At 60.1% G+C, this 22693-nt stretch carries 16 protein-coding genes and 4 tRNA genes; 2 read left to right on the top strand and 18 right to left on the bottom strand.

Annotated elements, in window-relative coordinates:
* Positions 1–187: 187 nt before the first annotated feature.
* From JFU11_RS05260 to leuC, 7 genes are all read right to left on the bottom strand, one after another.
* On the bottom strand, positions 188–2860 hold the full coding sequence (locus JFU11_RS05260; protein WP_201059986.1) for a FimV family protein: 2673 nt from the start codon (positions 2858–2860) through the stop codon (positions 188–190).
* A 208-nt stretch (positions 2861–3068) separates the two neighbouring features.
* On the bottom strand, positions 3069–4079 hold the full coding sequence (locus JFU11_RS05255; protein WP_201059985.1) for an aspartate-semialdehyde dehydrogenase: 1011 nt from the start codon (positions 4077–4079) through the stop codon (positions 3069–3071).
* Between the two features lie 277 nt (positions 4080–4356).
* Positions 4357–5469: an aspartate-semialdehyde dehydrogenase gene (gene asd / locus JFU11_RS05250; protein WP_047531244.1), complete on the bottom strand. Its 1113-nt coding sequence runs from the start codon at positions 5467–5469 to the stop codon at positions 4357–4359.
* Between the two features lie 67 nt (positions 5470–5536).
* Positions 5537–6619, bottom strand: coding sequence for a 3-isopropylmalate dehydrogenase (gene leuB / locus JFU11_RS05245; RefSeq protein WP_008007203.1), 1083 nt, complete (start codon positions 6617–6619; stop codon positions 5537–5539).
* A 93-nt stretch (positions 6620–6712) separates the two neighbouring features.
* Positions 6713–7480 carry a methyltransferase domain-containing protein gene (locus JFU11_RS05240; protein ID WP_201059984.1) on the bottom strand — a complete coding sequence of 256 codons (768 nt, stop codon included), beginning with the start codon at positions 7478–7480 and terminating at the stop codon, positions 6713–6715.
* Positions 7481–7633: 153 nt separating this feature from the next.
* Entirely contained in the window at positions 7634–8278 is a 645-nt protein-coding gene (gene leuD, locus JFU11_RS05235; protein ID WP_201059983.1) for a 3-isopropylmalate dehydratase small subunit, read from the bottom strand.
* A gap of 11 nt (positions 8279–8289) precedes the next feature.
* Positions 8290–9708 (bottom strand): 3-isopropylmalate dehydratase large subunit, encoded by a 1419-nt coding sequence (gene leuC / locus JFU11_RS05230; protein WP_038980073.1) that lies wholly within the window; start codon positions 9706–9708, stop codon positions 8290–8292.
* Positions 9709–9867: 159 nt separating this feature from the next.
* Here leuC and JFU11_RS05225 point away from each other — a divergent pair, with 159 nt between their 5' ends.
* Complete coding sequence (locus tag JFU11_RS05225) at positions 9868–10758, top strand: LysR family transcriptional regulator (RefSeq protein WP_201059982.1); 891 nt, start codon at positions 9868–9870, stop codon at positions 10756–10758.
* An 84-nt stretch (positions 10759–10842) separates the two neighbouring features.
* Positions 10843–14121: an EAL domain-containing protein gene (locus tag JFU11_RS05220; protein WP_201059981.1), complete on the top strand. Its 3279-nt coding sequence runs from the start codon at positions 10843–10845 to the stop codon at positions 14119–14121.
* 57 nt (positions 14122–14178) lie between these two features.
* Here the strand turns inward: JFU11_RS05220 and JFU11_RS05215 are convergent, their stop codons facing one another.
* From JFU11_RS05215 to uvrB, 11 genes are all read right to left on the bottom strand, one after another.
* The gene (locus tag JFU11_RS05215; RefSeq protein WP_008075938.1) at positions 14179–14625 is read right to left on the bottom strand and encodes an Hsp20 family protein; all 447 of its coding nucleotides are present in this window, start codon (positions 14623–14625) and stop codon (positions 14179–14181) included.
* 130 nt (positions 14626–14755) lie between these two features.
* Positions 14756–15715, bottom strand: coding sequence for a tRNA-dihydrouridine synthase (locus JFU11_RS05210; RefSeq protein ID WP_030132385.1), 960 nt, complete (start codon positions 15713–15715; stop codon positions 14756–14758).
* A 167-nt stretch (positions 15716–15882) separates the two neighbouring features.
* Positions 15883–16332, bottom strand: coding sequence for a thioesterase family protein (locus JFU11_RS05205; protein ID WP_056744388.1), 450 nt, complete (start codon positions 16330–16332; stop codon positions 15883–15885).
* Positions 16333–16380: 48 nt separating this feature from the next.
* Complete coding sequence (locus JFU11_RS05200; RefSeq protein ID WP_201059980.1) at positions 16381–17214, bottom strand: alpha/beta fold hydrolase; 834 nt, start codon at positions 17212–17214, stop codon at positions 16381–16383.
* Positions 17215–17244: 30 nt separating this feature from the next.
* On the bottom strand, positions 17245–17784 hold the full coding sequence (locus JFU11_RS05195; protein ID WP_123720972.1) for a TetR/AcrR family transcriptional regulator: 540 nt from the start codon (positions 17782–17784) through the stop codon (positions 17245–17247).
* A 182-nt stretch (positions 17785–17966) separates the two neighbouring features.
* Positions 17967–18042: transfer RNA gene (locus tag JFU11_RS05190), tRNA-Glu, on the bottom strand.
* A gap of 80 nt (positions 18043–18122) precedes the next feature.
* Positions 18123–18198 (bottom strand) — tRNA-Ala (locus JFU11_RS05185).
* 53 nt (positions 18199–18251) lie between these two features.
* Positions 18252–18327: transfer RNA gene (locus JFU11_RS05180), tRNA-Glu, on the bottom strand.
* A gap of 79 nt (positions 18328–18406) precedes the next feature.
* Positions 18407–18482: transfer RNA gene (locus tag JFU11_RS05175), tRNA-Ala, on the bottom strand.
* Positions 18483–18672: 190 nt separating this feature from the next.
* Positions 18673–20154 carry a glutamate--tRNA ligase gene (gene gltX, locus JFU11_RS05170; RefSeq protein WP_123720971.1) on the bottom strand — a complete coding sequence of 494 codons (1482 nt, stop codon included), beginning with the start codon at positions 20152–20154 and terminating at the stop codon, positions 18673–18675.
* A 336-nt stretch (positions 20155–20490) separates the two neighbouring features.
* Positions 20491–22506, bottom strand: coding sequence for an excinuclease ABC subunit UvrB (gene uvrB, locus JFU11_RS05165; protein WP_123720970.1), 2016 nt, complete (start codon positions 22504–22506; stop codon positions 20491–20493).
* Between the last annotated feature and the right edge of the window lie 187 nt (positions 22507–22693).

The following is a 22693-nucleotide window of genomic DNA, read 5'->3' as shown; positions in this document are numbered from 1 at the left end:
CGGGCAAGCCTCGCTCCCACAGGTTTTGTGTCGCACACAAGATATGCAGCCAGCATACATCCCTGTGGGAGCGTGGCTTGCCCGCGATAGCCGCGCCTCGGTTTATCTGGCAGGCGCCATCGCATCACCCCCAAACAAAAACGGCAGCCTCGATGGGCTGCCGTTTTGTTTATGCCTTACCGATGACTCACGCCAGACGCGAGAGCATTTCCTTGGCTTCGCTCTTCTGACCGGCATCGCCCTCGGTCACCACCTCATTGAGGATGTCCCGAGCGCCGTCGTTGTCGCCCATGTCGATGTAGGCCTGGGCCAGGTCGAGTTTGGTGGCGACTTCGTCGGTGCCGGAGAGGAAATCGAAGTCCGGCTCATCAGCCGCAGAGGCCAAAGCATCTTCCTCGGTGAAGCTCGGCTCACCGAGGCTCTGGGACAGACGATCCAGCTCGGCGTTGACGTCATTGAGTTCACTTTCGAAGGCATCAGGCTGATCCGGCGCGGCGGCGTCCATTTCATCGGCCAGTGACAGGTCGAAATCCGCAGGCAACTCCAGGTCGTCGAGCGTCGGCTCGGCCACGGTCGGCGCTTCGGCGGCAGGCAAGTCCTTGAGGTCTTCATCCAGACTCAGCAGGAAGTCGTCTTCGGCCATGGTTGCCGGCGAGGCATTGCCGCCCAGATCCATGTCCAGGTCGAAGTCCGACAGATCGTCGAGGCTTTCCTTGATTTCAGTCTGTTGCTGCAACACCGACTCGAAGCTCAGATCGTCGTCCAGCGGGAATTCGTCCAGCTCAGCCAGATCTTCTGGTGCTGGTGTTGGCTCTGGCACCGCTGTTGGCTCTGGTGCTGGCTCTGGCTCCGCCGCAACAACTGGCGCGATCGGAGTAGCCGCCTCCAGATCGTCCAGGCTCAGATCGAAGGCGCTGTCGAAGTCGGACAATGCCGGCTCCGGGGCTTGCGGTTCGTCCAGCAACAGGTCCTTGACGTATTGCGCATCCAGCTCGGCGGCGATCGCCGCAGCGGCCAGACCACCCGCTACTGCGACTGCCATCGCCGGGAAGCGGCTTTTCAATTCTTCAACCCGGGCGAAGTTATCGCCGTTGGCCACCAGTTGACGCTCCTGAGCGACGAACGCATCGCGGTCGCCCTGCTGACCGTAGACTTCCATCAGCTTCAAACGCAGGTCACTGCGTTGCGGCTCTTGCTTGATCGCGTCTTCCAGCAATGCGGCGGCCTGATTCAGACGACCGCCTGCAATGTGCGACTGCGCCTGAGCCAGTACGTCGTCGGAACGCTCGGAACGCTCGGCGGCAGGCGATACCAGAGGCGCAGCGATCGGTGGCGTTACCACAACCGGGGCAATCACCGGGGCCGGGGCCGGTGCTGGCGCAGGCGTTGGTGCGGTCGCAAGTTTCACGCTCGGCGGCGGAACTTCCAGACCTTCGAAGCTGCTTTCCGGCAGGTCCTGGTCGACGGAGAACTCTTGTTCCTCCTCCAAGGCACGGGCCATGCGCAGATGCTTCTCGGCCTCTTGCTGGGCTTTGCGGCGACGGGCCAGCAACAGCAGCAAGAGCAGCAGAACCACCGCACCGCCACCCACCAGACCCAACAGGATCGGGTTAGTCAGCAGCTCGTTGAATTTCTGATCATCGGATGTCGCAGGCGTTGGCTCGGTGGCTGGCGCCGGAGCGGCTTCTGGTGCAGCAGCCTCTGGCACAGGGGCCGGAGCCGCGTCCGCAGGCGTCGCCGCAGGACTGGCCGCCAGCTCAGCCGACATCGCCGGAGCGGTCGGAGCCGCCGGTGCGTCCGCGCCGCCTTCGGCCTGCAATTTGGCCAGTTGGTTGTTCTTCAGTTCGATCAGGCGTTGCAGCTTGTCCAGCTGACTTTGCAGATCGATCATGCGGCTTTTCTGTTCAGCGTTGTCACGACGAGCCGCGTCGAGGCTTTCCTGGGTGACGGCCAGTTTGTCGCTCAACGCTTTCGCATCACCAGCGGCCCCTTTGCCACCCTTACCGGTGTCGGCAGAGACCAGGCTCAGTTTGTCTGTGGCGGCTTGCGACGAAGCACCTTCACCGCGAGCGCGTTTGGTGGCGTCGAGTTGCTGCTGACCGGTTCCCGGTTTCGCCACGTAGCGACGACCCTGACGCCACGCGGTGTTCTGCGCGGCGACCTCAGCGACGGCCTTGGGTTGCGGCAGGTTGGTGCTCTGCACCTGATCAGGCAGGCGCAGCACCTGACCGGTTTTCAGTCGGTTGATGTTGCCGTCGATGAACGCATCCGGGTTCAGCGCCTGGATGGCCAGCATGGTCTGCTGAATCGAACCGCCGTTACGCACCTTCGAGGCGATTTCCCACAGGGTATCGCGCGGCGTGGTGGTGTGTTGCGACGGCTTGGAGGCGCCGGTGACTGGCGCGGTCACTGTTTGGGATGGCGCCGGTTGCGCGGCCGCATCGGCGGTTTGCGGCGAGAATTTGGACGGATCGAGCAGCACGCTGTAATCGCGCAGCAGACGACCGTTGGGCCACATCACCTGAACCAGGAATTTCACCATCGGTTCGGACAGCGGTTTGCTGGACGTGACGCGCAGGATGCTTTTGCCGCTGGCGTTAAGCACTGGGGTGAAGGTCAGGTCGTTGAGAAACGCCTGACGATCGACACCGGCTTTGGCGAAATCTTCGGGCGAGGCCAGGCTCGGCACCACTTCGGCAGCCGTGAGGTCCTTGATGTCGAGCAACTCGATTTCTGCGACCAGAGGCTGGTTCAGCGTCGATTTCAGGGTCAATTCCCCGAGCCCGAGGGCATGCGCCATACCGGAGGACAGCGCCGAGGCGGCCGCTATTGCTAACACCAGTTTGCGAACTTGAACCATAACCTCTTCCTTTGTTTGAACATTCCTCGGCCAGCGAGAAGGTGTTGATTGCCGCTGCCGTAAGGCATTGCGCGCGGCGGCGAAGGGTCGTCGCGCGCGATCATTTCATTCATGCAATGGGAAGCCCTGCGGGGTGGCTCACCTTAAGCATTCCGGTCAGGCATGACGCTCGACGGGAATCATTCGATAAATTGTTGCCAAGTATCTTTTACAGCAGGTCTTTTATCAACAATTCAGCCACCTGCACAGCATTGAGCGCGGCACCTTTGCGTACGTTATCTGACGTCAGCCACACATTAAGTTCCGCCGGGTCGTCGATCCCGCTGCGAACCCGACCAACGTAAACCACGTCCTGCCCTACCGCATCGCCTACCGGGGTCGGATAATCGCCCGCCTCGACCAGCTCGATACCGGGCGCCGCTTCCAGGGCTGCGTTGACTTTCGCCAGATCGACAGCGCTCGACGACTGCAAGGTCATGCTAAAGCTATCGCCGAAAAACACCGGAGCTTGAATGCAAGTGACGGAAATCTTTAATGAAGGTAGCGCCATGACCTGACGCAGCTCGCGCACCAGGCGTTTTTCCAGCAGCGTATGACCTTGAGCATCAGGCGTACCGACTTGCGCCAGCAGGTTGAAAGCCATCTGCCGATCGAAGAACGCTGGCTCCAGCGGACGCACATTGAGCAGCTCGGCGGTTTGCCGGGCCAGCTCGGTGACCGCTTCGCGGCCTTGGGCAGAGACCGCCAGACACGCCGTCAGGCTGATGCGTTGCAGGTCGAGCAAACCGAGCAACGGCGCCAGCACCACCGCCAGCGTCGCGGCCGAAGGGCTTGGGCTGCTGACCTGGAAGGGCTTTTTCAGGCTGGCCAGAATTTCAGCATTGGCCTCAGGCACCACTTGCGGCGCCTGATCGGCCGGCAAGGCGCCGGACAGGTCGATCAGCGAGCAACCGGCGGCCGTGGCACGCGGAGCGAAACTGAGGGTCACCGCCGGGCCGGCGGCAAAGAACACCAACTGGACTTTGCTGAAATCGAATTCATCGACTTCCCGCACCCGCACGTTCTTGCCACGAAACGGCACTGAATGACCGGCCGATTCACTGCTCGCCAGCAGGTGCAGGTTACCGACCGGAAAATCCCGCTCTTCGAGAATCTGGACGAGTGTTTCGCCGACAGTACCGGTGGCGCCGATCACGGCAATATCAAAGGACTGGCTCATGGTTCTACCTCTGGCGAAACGGGGGGAGCGGCACTTTACCGGGTGGTTGGCAGTGAGGCAATTCGGCGGAGACCTGCGGCGCCAGTTCCGGCCTCATCGCGGGCAAGCCCGCTCCCACAGGTTTTGTGGGGCTCCCATATTTTGCATACGACCCCAACCTTGTGGGAGCGGGCTTGCCCGCGATGACGCAATAGCTGACAACCGAACCCCTCAGACTGTCGCACATAAAAAAACCCGCACCTCTTTCAAGGCGCGGGCTCTTCATTACTTCAACAGATCAACGCTCGAGCAGGATCCGCAGCATGCGACGCAGCGGTTCGGCCGCGCCCCACAGCAGTTGGTCGCCGACGGTGAAGGCACCGACGAACTGCGAACCCATGTTCAGCTTGCGCAGACGGCCAACCGGCACGTTCAGGGTACCGGTAACCTTTGTAGGGCTCAGCTCCTGCATGCTGATTTCGCGGTTGTTCGGCACCAGCTTGACCCAAGGGTTGTGCTGGCTGATCAGCCCTTCGATGTCAGCGATCGGCACGTCTTTGTTCAGCTTGATGGTCAGCGCCTGGCTGTGGCAACGCATGGCGCCGATGCGCACGCAGATGCCATCCACCGGGATCGGGCTCTTGAAGCGACCGAGGATCTTGTTGGTCTCGGCCTGGGCCTTCCACTCTTCGCGGCTCTGACCGTTTGGCAGTTCCTTGTCGATCCACGGGATCAGGCTGCCGGCCAGTGGTACGCCGAAGTTTTCGGTCGGGTACGCGTCGCTGCGCATGGCTTCGGCAACACGACGGTCGATGTCGAGGATGGCGCTGGCCGGGTCGGCCAGTTGATCGGCGACAGCGGCGTGGGTCGCGCCCATTTGCTTGATCAGTTCACGCATGTTCTGCGCGCCGGCACCGGAGGCTGCCTGATAGGTCATGGCGCTCATCCACTCGACCAGACCGGCTTCAAACAGACCGCCCAGGCCCATCAGCATCAGGCTGACGGTGCAGTTGCCGCCGATGTAGTTCTTGGTGCCCGCGTCGAGTTGCTGGTCGATGACCTTGCGGTTCACCGGGTCCAGCACGATCACCGCGTCATCCTGCATGCGCAGGCTGGAAGCGGCGTCGATCCAGTAACCCTGCCAGCCGGCTTCACGCAGTTTCGGGAAAACTTCGCTGGTGTAGTCGCCACCCTGGCAGGTCAGAATCACGTCGAGGGTTTTCAGCTCTTCAATGCTGTAAGCGTCCTTGAGCGGAGCAATGTCCTTGCCCACGGACGGGCCTTGGCCACCGACATTGGAAGTGGTGAAAAACACCGGCTCAATAAGATCGAAATCCTGCTCTTCCAGCATCCGCTGCATGAGCACGGAACCGACCATACCGCGCCAACCGATCAGACCTACACGTTTCATCGCAACTACACCTTCTTAAAAGTGGGCCGCTGCTTTCATGGTTGAAAGTTGCAGCGGGCCAAAGAGATTACAGATTCCGCAGCGCGGCGACTACTGCATCGCCCATTTCCTGCGTACCAACCTTGGTGCAACCGGCCGACCAGATGTCGCCGGTGCGCAGGCCCTGATCCAATACCAGGCTCACGGCCTTCTCGATGGCATCGGCCGCATCCTGCAGATTGAAGCTGTAACGCAGCATCATCGACACCGACAGAATGGTCGCCAACGGGTTGGCAATGCCCTTGCCAGCGATGTCCGGCGCCGAACCATGGCACGGCTCGTACATGCCTTTGTTGTTGGCATCCAGCGACGCCGACGGCAGCATGCCGATCGAACCGGTGAGCATCGACGCTTCGTCGGAAAGAATGTCGCCGAACAGGTTGTCGGTGACGATCACGTCGAATTGCTTCGGTGCACGCACCAGTTGCATGGCGGCGTTGTCGACGTACATGTGGCTCAGTTCGACATCCGGGTAGTCCTTGGCCACTTGCTCGACGACTTCACGCCACAGTTGGCTGGACGCCAGCACGTTGGCCTTGTCCACCGAGCACAGCTTCTTGCCGCGCACGCGGGCCATGTCGAAACCGACACGGGCGATACGGCGGATTTCAGTTTCGCTGTACGGCAGGGTGTCGTAGGCCTGACGCTCGCCGTTTTCCAGTTCACGCACACCGCGTGGCGCGCCGAAGTAGATGCCGCCGGTCAGTTCACGGACGATCAGGATGTCCAGGCCGGCCACGATTTCTGCCTTCAGGCTGGAAGCCTCGGCCAGTTGCGGGTACAGGATCGCCGGACGCAGGTTGCCGAAAAGGCCCAGTTGCGCACGGATTTTCAGCAGACCGCGCTCAGGGCGGATATCACGTTCAATGGTGTCCCATTTCGGACCGCCCACGGCGCCCAGCAATACCGCATCGGCGGCACGGGCACGGGCCAGGGTTTCGTCGGCCAGCGGCACGCCGTGCTTGTCGATGGCGGCGCCACCGATCACGTCATGACTCAGTTCGAAGCCCAGGCTGTACTTGTCGTTTGCCAGCTCCAGCACCTTGACCGCTTCGGCCATGATTTCCGGGCCAATACCGTCACCCGGGAGAATCAGAATCTGCTTGCTCATGCTTTCCTCATGTCATCAATCGGCACGCCCTTGGGCACACCCGGAAAAATTCTATCGCTCGGTGCTTGTGTTTCTGAGCTTATGTTTCAGAGCTTATCGTTCAGCCATCAGCACCAGCACATCTGTACTGAACGAACCATCGGCTTCAATTTCAAAATATTCGCGCACTTCATTGCCCATCGACTGCTGCAACTCGAGGATCGCCGCGCGCATCACCTCGGGCGTGCGCATGCGCTCAACCCAGGAGGTGTACTCCAAACGCAACCGTTGGAGCGTGGTGCTGCGGGTATGCAACCCCGCTTCGCTGACCTGACGCAACCACTCACCGGCAGAGTAATCGCGCACGTGGCTGGTGTCGCGCAGCACTTCGACGCTTTGCAGGTAAGTGTCGAACAACGGGCTGCCCGGCGACAACACATCGATGAACGCCGCCACCCCGCCCGGCTTCAGTACCCGGCGAACTTCGCGCAGGGCCAGCCCGAGATCGCTCCAATGGTGTGCCGAATAACGGCTGAAGACGAAATCGAACTCGCCGTCAGCGAACGGCAAGCGCTCGGCGGCACCCAGTACCGTGGACACGTTGCTCAAGCCGCGATCGACGGCAGCAGTGGCGACCACGTCGAGCATCTGTTGGGACAGGTCATAAGCCACCACTTCCTTGACTAGCGAAGCCACGTGAAAACTCACATGACCGGCGCCGCAACCGAGGTCGAGCACGCGGGCATCGCCCTGCCCCGCCAGTTCAGCCTGTAGCAGCGCGAATTCAGTGCCTTGAGCGTGGACGGCGCTGCTCAGGTAGGCCGAGGCCTGTTCACCGAATTGCTTTTGTACTACCTGACTGTGCTGGGCGGTGCTGGTCATGGGGACTTCCTTTTTGGGGTTTAGTCTTGTGTTGTTCGGGCTGCCGTCATCGCAGGCAAGCCCGCTCCCACAGGGATTTTCGGTGTTCACAAAACCTGTGGGAGCGGGCTGCCCGCGAAGAGGCCGGTCCTATCGTTACAAATCCCGGATCAATCACGCATCACGAAACAACCAAGGCTGGCTCGCGCGGTGTTTGGCTTCAAACGAGGCAATCGCCTCGTGGTCCTGCAACGTCAGGCCGATATCGTCCAGGCCATTGAGCAGGCAGTGTTTGCGGAAGGCATCGATTTCGAAATTCAACACTTTGCCATCCGGACGAGTCACGGTCTGGGCTTGCAGATCAACCTGCAACTGATAGCCCGGAGTCGCCTCAACTTGCTGGAACAGTTCATCAACTTCAGCGTCGCTCAGGATGATCGGCAGCAAGCCGTTCTTAAAGCTGTTGTTGAAGAAGATGTCGGCATAGCTCGGCGCGATGATGCTGCGGAAACCGTACTCTTCCAGCGCCCACGGCGCGTGTTCGCGGCTGGAGCCGCAACCGAAGTTCTCGCGGGCCAGCAACACGCTGGCGCCCTGATAACGCTCGGCGTTGAGGACGAAGTCCTTGTTCAACGGGCGCTTGGAGTTGTCCTGATACGGCTGGCCAACATCCAGATAACGCCACTCATCGAACAGGTTCGGGCCGAAACCGGTGCGCTTGATCGACTTCAAAAACTGCTTCGGAATGATCTGGTCGGTGTCGACGTTGGCACGATCCAAAGGCGCGACAAGACCAGTGTGCTGGGTAAAAGCTTTCATGCTGCGCTCCTTTAGATCAATTCACGGACGTCGATGAAACGACCGTTCACAGCGGCGGCGGCGGCCATGGCCGGGCTGACGAGGTGCGTACGGCCACCGGCGCCCTGACGGCCTTCGAAGTTACGGTTGGAGGTCGACGCGCAATGCTCGCCCGACTCCAAACGGTCCGGGTTCATCGCCAGGCACATCGAGCAACCCGGCTCGCGCCATTCGAAACCGGCTTCGAGGAAAATCTTGTCCAGACCTTCGGATTCGGCCTGAGCCTTCACCAGCCCCGACCCCGGCACCACGATGGCCTGCTTGATGGTCGAAGCCACTTTGCGGCCCTTGGCGATCACGGCAGCGGCGCGCAGGTCTTCGATCCGCGAGTTGGTGCAGGAGCCAATGAATACGCGGTCCAGCTGAATGTCGGTAATCGCCTGATTGGCGGTCAAACCCATGTATTTCAAGGCACGTTCGATGGAGCCGCGCTTGACCAGGTCCATTTCCTTCGCAGGATCGGGAACATTCTGATCCACAGCCAACACCATTTCGGGCGAGGTGCCCCAGCTGACTTGCGGTTTGATCTGAGTGGCATCGAGCTCGACGATGGTGTCGAACTTGGCATCCGCGTCAGAGACCAGGTCTTTCCAGGCCTCGACAGCCAAGTCCCATTCCGCGCCTTTCGGAGCAAATGGACGGCCCTTGACGTAAGCCACGGTTTTTTCGTCGGCGGCCACCAGGCCAACGCGAGCGCCGGCCTCGATCGCCATGTTGCAAATGGTCATGCGACCTTCAACGGACAAGTCGCGAATCGCGCTACCGGCGAACTCGATGGCATGGCCGTTACCGCCGGCGGTGCCGATCTTGCCGATTACCGCGAGGACGATGTCCTTGGCGGTCACGCCGAACGGCAATTGGCCTTCGACGGACACCAGCATGTTCTTCATCTTTTTCGCGACCAGGCACTGAGTGGCGAGCACGTGCTCGACCTCGGAAGTGCCGATACCGTGAGCCAAGGCACCGAATGCGCCGTGGGTCGAGGTGTGGGAGTCGCCGCAAACCACGGTCATGCCCGGCAAGGTTGCGCCCTGCTCCGGGCCGATGACGTGGACGATGCCTTGGCGGACATCATTCATCTTGAATTCGACGATGCCGTATTCGTCACAGTTATCGTCGAGGGTCTGAACCTGCAAACGCGAGACCTGGTCGACAATCGCTTCGATGCCGCCCTTGCGCTCCGGGGTAGTCGGAACGTTGTGGTCCGGGGTCGCGATGTTGGCATCGATGCGCCAAGGCTTGCGCCCGGCCAGACGCAGACCTTCGAAGGCTTGCGGCGAGGTCACTTCGTGGATGATGTGACGATCGATGTAGATCAGCGCCGAGCCATCGTCGCGCTGCTTGACCAAATGCGAATCCCAGAGCTTGTCGTAGAGCGTTTTGCCGGCCATCAGACGGTTTCCTCATCAGCTTGTTTCTATGCCCCGGATCTTGAAAGTTTCAATAACCCCTTGGCTTGTGAGGTCGATCCTAGGGGGTTACATTAAATAACTCAAATTCATATTTTTCATGCTTTGCATAACCATCTGGAATACAACTGAGACGTCATCATGGACCTCGCCAACCTCAATGCTTTTATCGCGATTGCCGAGACCGGAAGCTTCTCCGGCGCTGGCGAACGGCTGCACCTGACACAACCCGCCATCAGCAAACGCATCGCCGGCCTGGAGCAGCAATTGAAGGTGCGGCTGTTCGATCGACTGGGTCGGGAAGTCAGCTTGACCGAAGCCGGTCGCGCCCTGCTGCCACGGGCCTATCAGATCCTCAATGTACTGGATGACACCCGCCGCGCCCTGACCAACCTGACCGGCGAAGTCTCCGGTCGTCTGACATTGGCCACCAGTCATCACATAGGCCTGCATCGTTTACCGCCCTTATTAAGGGAGTTCACCCGACGCTACCCACAAGTGGCGCTGGATATTCAGTTCCTCGATTCGGAAGTGGCTTACGAAGAAATCCTCCATGGCCGCGCCGAACTGGCGGTAATCACCCTTGCACCGGAACCCCACGCACTGGTCAAGGCCACGCCCGTGTGGGACGACCCGCTGGATTTCGTGGTCGCCCCGGAGCATTCGCTGATCGCTAACGGTCCGGTCAGCCTGACGGATATCGCCCTGCATCCCGCGGTTTTCCCCGGCGGCAACACCTTTACCCACCACATCGTGCAGCGCTTGTTCGAGGCCCAGGGCCTGACGCCAAACATCGCCATGAGCACGAACTATCTGGAAACCATAAAGATGATGGTCTCGATCGGCCTCGCCTGGAGCGTTTTGCCGCGCACCATGCTGGACGATCAAGTGGCGCGCATACCTTTGCCGGGCATACAGCTCACTCGCCAGCTAGGCTATATCCTGCACACCGAACGGACGCTGTCGAACGCGGCACGGGCCTTCATGGCTCTGCTGGATGCACAAATCGATCAGCCAGGGACTCGCGGCTAAGCTGTGCTTCTTCTTTTTGTGCTACGCCTATAGAGCCCCAAAACCCTGTGCCTAACGCCCAATTCAGCCCAAGGCCTGTCATCCATGCCCAAATCTGTTGAACGTATGCCGCCGATGCCGCGAATTCAGGCACTTGACCCCAAACGGTCCGAGCAGAGCTGGGAAAGCGCCCCGCAGTTGCTGGCGGCCCTCAACGGCGCCCGGCTGGGCGCCTGGTATTGGGACATCGAGCGGGGGCAGATCAGTTGGTCTCGGGGTACTCAGGCGTTGTTCGGCTTCGATCCCCGGCAACCGTTGCCGGAAGACCTGGAATACCTCGACCTGCTGCCCCAGGAGGATCGGGCGAAAGCCATTCGCGCCTTCAATGCAGTGATCGCCGGCGCCCCGCTGGAGCAGGCGATGCACCACCGCATCCGCTGGCCCGACGGCAGTCTGCACTGGCTGGAAATCAACGGCAGCCTGCTGCCGGACAAAAACGGCCGACCGCGAATGATTGGGGTCATTCGTGAAATCACCCATCAACGCCAGCGCGAACAGGCGTTGAGCAGCTCGGAAAAACGCTTCGCCACGCTGTTTCACCTGTGCCCGAACATGGTCCTGCTGACCCGTCAGGAAGACGGCCTGATCAGCGAAGCCAACCAGTATTTCGAAAGCCTGTTCGGCTGGCCGGTGCAAGACGCCATCGGCCGAACCACGCTGGAACTGGGCCTTTGGGTCAACCCGGAACAACGAGTGCAACTGGTCAAAGCCACCAAGGCCAAAGGCGAGCTGATCAACATGGAGGTGCAATTTCGCGCCAGCAATGGGCAAGTTCACGACGGCATCCTCAGCGCACAAAAGGTTGAACTCGAAGGTCAGCCTTATCTGCTGAGCACGTTCCTCGACACCACCGAACGCAAAATTGCCGAGCACGCCCTCAAAGACAGCCAGGAACGTCTCGACCTGGCCCTGGATTCGGCGCAACTCGGCACCTGGGACTGGCACATTCCCAGCGGCATGCTTTACGGCTCGGCGCGTGCCGCCCAGTTGCATGGGCTGGACCCCAAACCCTTCCATGAATCCTTCGATGCGTTTTTCGAAGGCGTGCCCGGCGAAGAACGCGACACCATGCGCGACGCCTACCGCAGCTTGCGCGAGGGCCCGGCCGGCAATTATCAACTGACGTACCGGGTGCAGCTGCAGGACGGCAGTTCGCGCTACCTGGAAAGCCGCGCCAGACTTTATCGAGACGACCACGGCAACCCGCTGCGCATGGCCGGCACACTGCTGGACATCACTGATCAGGTGGAACGCGAACAGCAACTGGTGGCGTCGGAAGAGAAATTCGCCACCTTGTTCCAGGTCAGCCCGGACCCGATCTGCGTCACGCGCCAGGACACCGGCCATTTCATCGAGATCAACTCCAGTTTCACTCAGACATTTGGCTGGAGCACCGGCGACGTGATTGGCCGCAGCGCCGACGAAATAGGCCTGTGGGACGCTTCAGCGAAAAGCCTGCAAAGGATCGAGCGGGTCATCCGCGAACAGGGCCTGAACAATGTGGCGATCATTGTTCAGCACAAGGACGGGCAGTCCCTGACCTGCGTGATATCGAGCCGGCAGATCAGCGTCGGCGACCAGCCGTGCATCGTCACCACCTTGCGCGACATCACCCAGCAGCAACGCTCGGAAGCGGCGCTCAAGGCCAGCGAGGAGAAGTTCGCCAAGGCCTTCCACTCAAGCCCCGACGCCATCACCATTACCGAGCGCGACACCGGACGCTACCTGGAGGTTAACGACGGCTTCTGTCGCCTGACCGGCTACCGCGCCGATGAAGTGGTCGGCCGCACGGTGTATCAGGTGGGCATCTGGGCCGAAGAGAAACAACGCTCGGCGTTGCTGGCGGAACTACAGATCAAGGGCCGGGTTCACCACCTGGAAATGCTCGGGCGCAACAAACGCGGTGAGTTGCTGACCGTTGAAGTCTCGGTGGAGCCGATCACCCTCAACGAAACGGCGTGCCTGCTGCTGACCGCGCGGGACGTCAGCTTGCTGAAAAACGCCGAAGCGCAGATCCGTCACCTGGCCTACCACGACCCGCTGACCAACCTGCCCAACCGCGCACTGTTGATGGATCGCCTGAGCCAGCAGATCGCCCTGCTCAAACGCCACAACCTTCGCGGCGCGCTGATGTTCCTCGATCTCGACCACTTCAAGCACATCAACGACTCCCTCGGTCACCCGGTGGGCGATACGGTGCTGAAGATCATCACCGCGCGCCTTGAAGCCAGCGTCCGCATGGAGGACACCGTCGCGCGCCTGGGTGGCGACGAATTCGTGGTGTTGCTCAGCGGCCTGGAAGGCTCGCGCAGCGACGTCAGCGCTCAGGTCCGGGAGTTGGCGGACACCTTGCGCGAACTGCTGTCCGAACCGATGTTCCTCGATGGACAGCGCCTGCAAGTGACGCCTAGCATCGGCATCGCGCTGATCCCCGACCATGGCTCGACCCCGACCGACCTGCTCAAACGTGCCGATATCGCCCTTTACCGCGCCAAGGATTCGGGCCGCAACACCACGCAGATGTATCACAACACCATGCAAAAGGCCGCCAGCGAACGCCTGCGCATGGAAACCGACCTGCGCCTGGCCCTTTCCCGGGGCGAGTTCAGCGTGCAATACCAACCTCAGGTGGATGCTCGAGACAACCGCATAACCGGCGCCGAGGCTTTGGTGCGCTGGCACCATCCACAACTGGGCGCGCAATCGCCCACCGAGTTCATCAAGGTGCTGGAAGACAGCGGGCTGATTCTGGAAGTCGGCACCTGGATCCTCGACGAAGCCTGCAAGGCCTTCAAACAACTGACCGCCAAAGGTCTGATCGACCCGCTCAATTTCAGCCTGTGCGTGAACATCAGCCCCCGGCAATTCCGTCAGAACGATTTCGTCGAACGCATCGAACACAGCCTCGCCAGCCATGGCCTGCCCTGCGCGCTGCTGAAACTGGAAATCACCGAAGGCATCGTCATCCAGAACCTGGACGACACCATCAGCAAAATGCGTCGCCTGAAAAAACTCGGCGTGAGCTTTGCCATGGACGATTTCGGTACCGGTTATTCCTCGCTGACCTACCTCAAGCGCCTGCCGGTAGACACCCTGAAAATCGACCAGTCGTTCATCCGCGACGCCACCACCGACCCCAACGATGCCGAAATCATTCGCGCCATCGTCGCCATGGCCCACAGCCTGGAGCTGGAAGTCATCGCCGAAGGGGTGGAAAACCTGGAACAACTGGCTTTTTTGCAGGGGCTGGGCTGCCATTTGTATCAGGGGTATTTGCACAGTCGGCCGTTGCCGGTTGAGGAGTTTCAGAAACTGCTCAAATGAGTCGGTCACGGGCACAAAAAAGGGCGCCAGTGCGGCGCCCTTTTTTGTTGCTCTGACTCAGTGCTGCAGAGCCGGTTTTTCCGTCCCGTTGATCGGGATGCGTTTGGCTTTCGCTTCTTCCGGAATCACGCGCAGCAAATCGATACTCAACAAACCGTTGCGCAGTTCGGCGGCCTTGATTTCAATGTGGTCCGCCAGACGGAACGACAGTTTGAAGGCGCGCTGAGCGATGCCTTGGTACAGGTAAGTGACGCTTTCGTCCGCGTCACGTTTGCCGCCACTGATGGTCAGCACACCTTTCTCCACTTGCAGGTCCAGGTCTTCTTCCTGGAAACCGGCGGCCGCTACGACAATGCGGTATTGGTCATCACCATATTTTTCAACGTTGTAGGGTGGATAGGTGCTGCCTGGCTCATTGCGCAGGGCGGTTTCGAACAGATCGTTGAAACGGTCGAAACCTACCGAGGAACGGAACAGTGGGGCCAGGGAAAATGCGGTACTCATGATTCAAATCTCCTGAACATAATCAGCAAGTTTTTTTGTCTCCGCGACCCGAATTCGGCATCGCGTAATCCTTAGATAAGGACCGCTGATTACTTTTCAAGAGCTCTTTTTCTGTTTTTTTAAAGTAGCTTCAGGCTGCTTCAGAGACCTGCAGACCCAGCAAACGCGAGACATTATCCAGTTCGGTCTCACGACGCAGGACGGTGAACAGCTCTACCGCTTCGGGATAATTGCGGGTCAGCATCGCCAGCCACTGCTTCAAGCGACCCGGCGATTGACGCGGTGTCATCTGCGCTTTGGCTTGCAGCCAAAAGTCCTGAATCAGTGGTAGCAGTTCGGCCCAAGTCATCTCGACGACGTCTTCACCGGCGCGGGCGGCGGCGATTTGCCGGGCCAGATCCGGGCGCGATACCAGTCCACGACCGAGCATGATGTCTTCGACGCCGCTGATCTCGCGGCAACGACGCCAGTCTTCGACGCTCCAGATGTCGCCATTGGCAAACACCGGGACCTTGACCACGTCCTGAACCCGAGGGATCCATTCCCAGTGGGCTGGCGGCTTGTAGCCATCGGTCTTGGTCCGTGCGTGAACCACGATGTGCGCCGCGCCGCCTTCAGCCAGGGCCGTGGCGCAGACCAGCGCACCGTCCGGGCTGTCGAAACCGAGGCGCATCTTGGCGGTCACTGGAATGTGCGCTGGCACCGCCCGACGGACGTGTTCGACAATTTCATTGAGCAGTTCAGGCTCTTTGAGCAGCACCGCGCCGCCACGGGATTTGTTGACGGTCTTGGCCGGGCAGCCGAAGTTCAGGTCGATGACTTCGGAACCCAACTCGCAGGCCAATGCGGCGTTTTCCGCCAGGCACACCGGATCGGAGCCGAGCAGTTGCACCCGCAGCGGCACACCGGACGCGGTTCGGGCGCCAGTCAGCAGCTCCGGGCCGAACTTGTGGTAATAGGCAGGCGTGAGCAGTTGATCGTTGATCCGAATGAATTCGGTCACACACCAATCAATACCGCCCACACGGGTCAGCACGTCCCGCAGGATGTTGTCGACCAACCCCTCCATGGGCGCCAAAGCAATTTGCATGAAAAACACACTCAACGAAAAACGTGCGGCAGTTTACTGGATTGCGCGAGGAATCTGCAGAACATCGCAGATTCCCTTGTGGGAGCGAGCCTGCTCGCGAAAGCGGTGTGTCAGTCGAAACATAAGTTGTTTGATACGCCGCCTTCGCGAGCAGGCTCGCTCCCACATTAGATTTTGGTCGTATCCAACATCTGCAACGCAGGCCCGTAGCCCTCGATAAACTCCGCCGGCATGCGCTTGGGCTTGCCGGTCGACAGTTCGATGCACACGAAAGTGGTCTGCGCCCGCAGCAACGTCGTGTTGTCGCTGGGGCGCTTCAACTGGAAGTGTCGGGTCATTTTCAGGCGCTGATCCCAATCGACGATCCAGGTCGCCAACTGCAACTCATCGCCCTCATAGGCAGCGGCCAGGTAATCGATCTCGTGCCGTACCACCGCCATCGCCCGATCCAGCCGCCGGTACTCGACCAGATCCAGCCCAAGCCGTTGTGAGTGACGCCAGGCGCAGCGCTCGAGCCAGGTCACGTACACCGCGTTGTTCGCGTGGCCCAGCCCGTCGATGTCCTCGGCGCCCACTTCCAGATCAATGATAAACGGCGTTGCCCGATCCCAGCCCATGCCCCACTCCCGGTCAGATTATTTCGACCGGGGCAGTGTAACGGATGCTCAGGCCGATTGGCGCGATTGCAGGCTGCGACCGGCCAGCAGCGAAAGAACGCCATCGATCACCCGCGGATCGGCGAGCACCCGCTGATGACCTCCCTCTTCCAGGCGCAACAGACGGCTGTCGAACCAGGCTTCGTGGATCAATTGGGATTCCTTGACTGGAACAAAGTTGTCGTCCTCGGCATGGACGATCAGCCCCGGCATGTCGAGCTGATAGTGCGCAACATCCAACGCAGCGGCGCGCATACCGACGTCTTTCTCGACCTGGCGAATAAACGCCGAACGCGCTTTGGGCGGCAGGCGCACATAGCGTGCGAACCCACGCAGTACCCCGAGAATTCGCGCCGGGGCGGCGATCGAGACCAGGGTTTCGGTGCGCAAGCCCAACTGAACCGCGAGCATGGCACTGGCGCCGCCCATGGAGTGACCGATCACCGCTTGCAGCGGCGGCAACTCAGCAGCCGCTTCGAGCATGGCCCGGGCGAACAGCACCACATTGGCCTCGTTGCCTGGCGAACGACCGTGAGCCGGGCCGTCCAGGGCAACCACGGTGTAACCGGCATCGACCAGCGCGGTAATCAGCGCGGCAAACTGTGTTGGCCGGCCTTCCCAGCCGTGCATCAACAACACCGCAGGGCCCTGCCCCCAACGCAGCGCGGAGAGGCCGAAGCGCAAGGTGATTCGTTCAGATTTCGCCAGCAGCGGCAACTCCCAGTCACGCGGCAGCAATTGCCGCGGGGTCATGAATGCCAGACGCATCTTGCTCGCCACCAGCTTCGGTGCGAACCAGCCCAAGGTGCCATTAACGCCACGAACCCAGCTCAACGTGTTCATCGCCCATCTCCTCAGGCTGACGCCTTTAGGTCATAACACCGCCGACTTGGCGGCGCGCAGCAAACGATCGGACAACTCTCCAGGCCCCAGCGCCCGCGCCAGAGCCAAACCACCAACCATCAAGGCGATGTCGGCCAAGACCTTGTCGGTGTCTTCCGGGCTGGCCGCCAACTGCGCGACCATCAACTCAACATGCTCATTCAACGCCACACGAAATTCGTCCGGCAGACGGCCCAGCTCGCCGACCGACGCTGGAATCGGACACGCATGCTCGGTGGAATCACGGTGTTTGCGCGACAGGTAGAACGCCGCGACCAACGCGCGACGCTCTTCACCGGTCAACTCGGCGTCCATATCGGCGATCAAGCCACGACGATGGCTAAGCAGTTGCTTGAACGCTTCCAGCATCAATGCGTCCTTGCTTTCGAAGTGCGCGTAGAAGCCGCCGACCGTCAGGCCTGCCGCGCCCATCACTTCGCCCACGCTCGGCTCGGCCGGGCCGCGCCGAATCAGCGCGGCACTGGCAGCCTTGAGGATGCGTTCGCGGGTTTGAGCTTTTTTATCGTTCATCGTTGCCTCCGAATATTACGACTAGAATATTATTCTCATAATAATTTTTCGCAAGTCGTGGATGTGACCGCTGGTCTGAAGAACAGTTTTGAGGAAAAAGGAGAGTTGGCCAAACGCCAGACAAACAAAAGGGCCATTCAATAATTGAATGACCCTTAAAAATCCCGCAGAGCGGGTAATCGTGGCGTCCCCTAGGGGACTCGAACCCCTGTTACCGCCGTGAAAGGGCGGTGTCCTAGGCCACTAGACGAAGGGGACACAAACCCTTCTATACAACTGATCAGTGCTGAGAGCTGATCGATTCAAGGCCGGTGTGGCCAGACCTTGAACTGTAAAATTGGTGGAGCTAGACGGGATCGAACCGTCGACCTCTTGCATGCCATGCAAGCGCTCTCCCAGCTGAGCTATAGCCCCGGATTTTTCGCCTCGCGGCGGAGCGAAATTTTGCAACATCGCTTCTGTAAAACTGGCGTCCCCTAGGGGACTCGAACCCCTGTTACCGCCGTGAAAGGGCGGTGTCCTAGGCCACTAGACGAAGGGGACGCAAACCCTTCTATACAACTGATCAACGCTGAGTGTTGATCGCTTCAAGGCCGGTGTGGCCAGACCTTGAACTGTAAATTGGTGGAGCTAGACGGGATCGAACCGTCGACCTCTTGCATGCCATGCAAGCGCTCTCCCAGCTGAGCTATAGCCCCTCATCGCTGAGGACGGGGCGAATCTTAATGGCGCATCGGAAGGCTGTCAAACTTATTTTTAACAATTTCCAAAATTTTTTGTCGCCATAACAATCACTTACCGCCCTCCCCCCGAAAAACGGGGGTGGCGCCGAAGAGCAGGATCAAAAGATCGCAGCCTTCGGCAGCTCCTACGCAGGATCAAACGACCTTAAGCGATATTGCCCAACAGTTTTTCCCACTCCTTGTTTTCCTTCTTCGACACGCCGCCCAGCAGGTCGATGGCCTGGCGCAGACGGAAACGGGTCAGGTCCGGACCGAGGATTTCCATCGCATCGAGTACCGACACCGAACTGGCCTGGCCTGTGATCGCGGCGAACATCAGCGGCATCGCATCACGCAGTTTCAGTTCCAGCGATTCGACCACCGCCTGAATCGTCGCGGTAATGCTGTCCTTTTCCCACTGACGCAGGCTTTCCAGCTTCCACAAAATCAACTGCATCAACTGACGAACCTGATCGCCCGAGAGCTTCTTGGACTCGAACAGCTTGGCGTCCGGGTTCACGCCACCGGCGAAGAAGAAGCCGGCCAGCGGTGCGACCTGGCTGAAGGTTTCAACCCGGCCCTGCACATGCGGTGCGATCTTCATCATGTATTCAGGGTTCAGCGCCCACTTTTGCAGACGAGCGGCGAACTCCTCCACCGGCAGATCACGCAACCACTGGCCGTTGAGCCACGACAGCTTCTCGATGTCGAAAATCGGCCCACCGAGGGAGACGCGGCTCAGGTCGAAGTTGTCGACCATTTCCTGCAGCGAGAACTTCTCGCGCTCGTCCGGCATCGACCAGCCCATGCGGCCCAGGTAGTTGAGCATTGCTTCCGGCATGAAGCCCATGCGCTCGTAGAAGGTCACCGAGGTCGGGTTCTTGCGCTTGGACAGCTTGCTCTTGTCCGGGTTACGCAGCAGCGGCATGTAGCACAGCTGCGGTTGTTCCCAGCCGAAGTATTCGTACAAGAGGATCAGTTTCGGCGCCGATGGCAGCCACTCTTCACCACGCAATACGTGAGTGATGCCCATCAGGTGGTCATCGACCACGTTGGCCAGGAAGTATGTCGGCAGGCCGTCGGTCTTCATCAGCACTTGCATGTCCATGCGATCCCACGGGATCTCGACGTCACCACGGAGCATGTCAGGCACCACGCACACGCCTTCGGTCGGCACTTTCATGCGGATGACGTGCGGCTCGCCGGCGGCCAGGCGGCGCGCGACTTCTTCCTTGGAGAGCAACAGCGCACGGCCGTCGTAACGCGGGGTTTCGCCGCGGGCCATTTGCTCGGCGCGCATCTGGTCCAATTCTTCGGCCGTGCAGAAGCACGGGAAGGCATGACCCATGTCGACCAATTGCTGGCAGTACTTCTGATAGATATCGCCGCGCTCACTCTGACGGTAAGGACCGTGCGGGCCGCCGACGTCCGGGCCTTCGCTCCAGTCGATACCCAACCAGCGCAGGGCGTCGTAAATCTGCTGTTCGGACTCGCGGGTCGAACGCAGTTGGTCGGTATCTTCGATCCGCAGGATGAACTCACCGCCATGCTGCTTGGCAAAGCAGTAGTTGAACAAAGCGATGTAAGCGGTACCTACGTGGGGGTCCCCGGTAGGCGATGGCGCGATGCGAGTGCGGACGGTGGTCATGGCATGTCTCGAAAAGAATAAAAGCGAAGATCAAAGCGAACTTCCAACAAGAGCCGAATGGTAACAGGCGTAGCCTGCCATGCTCCAGTCAGCAGGGCATATAAGCCAATATTGCATTGGGGGATCAGCTTGGTGGCGGTGTTGCCTACCAGGAGGTTGCAGGCAGGGCTGAGGGCCAGGGAAGTGCGCAATTGATATTTGTAGTGTTCCGGCGGGCCTCATCGCGGGCAAGCCCGCTCCCACAGGATCTGTAGGTGCCCACATATTGTGTGAATACCCTCAATCCTTGTGGGAGCGGGCTTACCCGCGATGAGGCCCGCCCATTCACTGCGCATCTCAAACTGTTATCAACCGCTCCCGCAACTTGCCGATTTCGTCGCGCAACTGCGCCGCGGCTTCGAATTCCAGGTCGCGGGCGAGCTGGTACATCTTTTCTTCCAGCTGACGAATGCGTTTGCTGATCTCGCTCGGCGAGCGCAGTTCGGCCTCGTACTTGGCACTTTCCTCGGCGGCCTTGGCCATGCCTTTGCGCTTCTTGCTGCGCGAACCCGGCACGACCGCGCCTTCCATGATGTCAGCGACGTCCTTGAACACTCCCTTCGGCGTGATGCCATTGGCCAGGTTGAAGGCGATTTGCTTGTCGCGACGACGCTCGGTCTCGCCGATCGCCCGCTCCATGGAACCGGTGATGCGATCTGCGTACAAAATCGCCCGCCCATTGAGGTTGCGCGCCGCCCGGCCGATGGTCTGGATCAGCGAGCGCTCGGAACGCAGGAAGCCTTCCTTGTCCGCGTCGAGAATCGCCACCAGCGAGACTTCCGGCATGTCCAGGCCTTCACGTAGAAGGTTGATCCCCACCAGCACATCGAAGACGCCGAGACGCAAGTCACGGATAATTTCGACTCGCTCCACGGTGTCGATGTCCGAGTGCAGATAACGCACACGCACGCCGTGGTCGGCCAGGTAATCGGTCAAGTCTTCGGACATGCGCTTGGTCAGCGTGGTGACCAGTACCCGCTCTTCCAGGGCCACGCGCTTGGTGATTTCCGAGAGCAGGTCGTCTACCTGAGTCAATGCCGGACGGATTTCGATTTGCGGGTCCACCAGGCCAGTCGGGCGCACCAATTGCTCGACCACTCGGCCAGCGTGCTCCGCCTCGTAATTGCCCGGCGTGGCCGAGACAAAAATCGTTTGGGGGCTGATGCTTTCAAACTCATCGAAACGCATCGGCCGGTTATCCAGGGCCGAGGGCAAGCGGAAACCGTACTCCACCAGCGTTTCTTTCCGGGAACGGTCACCTTTATACATGGCGCCGACTTGCGGCACGCTGACGTGGGATTCGTCGATCACCAGCAAGGCGTCAGCCGGCAGGTAGTCGAACAACGTGGGCGGCGCCTGGCCGGACTCACGGCCCGACAGATAGCGCGAGTAGTTTTCGATGCCGTTGCAGTAGCCCAGCTCGAGGATCATCTCCAGGTCGAAACGGGTGCGCTGCTCCAGTCGCTGAGCTTCCACCAGTTTGTTGTTGGAGCGCAGGTATTCCAGGCGCTCCTGCAATTCGATCTTGATCCCTTCGGTGGCCTCCAGCAGGGTTTCCCGCGGCGTCACGTAGTGGCTCTTCGGATAGAAGGTGAAACGCGGCAGTTTGCGAATGACCTCACCGGTCAGCGGGTCGAAGGCGGACAGGCTCTCCACTTCGTCATCGAACAGCTCGATGCGGATCGCTTCGAAATCGGATTCCGCCGGGTGGATATCAATCACATCGCCGCGCACCCGGAAGGTCGCCCGGGCGAAGTCCATGTCGTTGCGGGTGTATTGCAGGTCGGCCAGGCGACGCAGCAGCGCGCGCTGGTCGAGCTTGTCGCCGCGATCGACGTGCAACACCATCTTCAAATAGGTTTCCGGACTGCCCAGACCGTAGATGCAGGACACCGTGGTGACGATGATCGCGTCCTTGCGCTCCAGCAGCGCTTTGGTCGCGGACAGGCGCATCTGCTCGATATGGTCGTTGATCGAGGCATCCTTCTCGATGAAGGTATCTGACGACGGCACATAGGCTTCGGGCTGGTAGTAGTCGTAATAGGACACGAAGTATTCAACGGCATTGTTCGGGAAGAATGCCTTGAACTCGCCATACAACTGCGCGGCCAGAGTCTTGTTGGGCGCCAGCACCAGCGTCGGGCGCTGTATCTGGGCGATCACGTTGGCGATGCTGAAGGTCTTGCCCGAGCCGGTCACACCGAGCAACGTCTGGTGCGCCAGCCCGGCCTCAATGCCCTCGACCATCAGGCGGATGGCTTCCGGCTGATCGCCGGCGGGTTCGAAGCGGGTGACTAGCTGGAATTCAGACATAAATACCTCTCGGTTCTCGGTGCGGGGATTCGCGACTGTCCGGTCAAACCGGACAGCAACGAAAAAGACCGCAAACGACCGATGTCGCCCGAGGAAAAAACTGGATTGTGCTCAATGTGGAGCCGATTGCCATCGCTTTCAAGGCAAACGTCCTACATCGGGTAGAACCTTTGACGACATCACTCGA

Source organism: Pseudomonas sp. TH37, from assembly GCF_016650735.1.
GTDB lineage: Bacteria > Pseudomonadota > Gammaproteobacteria > Pseudomonadales > Pseudomonadaceae > Aquipseudomonas > Aquipseudomonas farris.
Note: the sequence above shows the minus strand (reverse complement) of the source record. Positions and strands in the feature narration are given on the sequence as shown.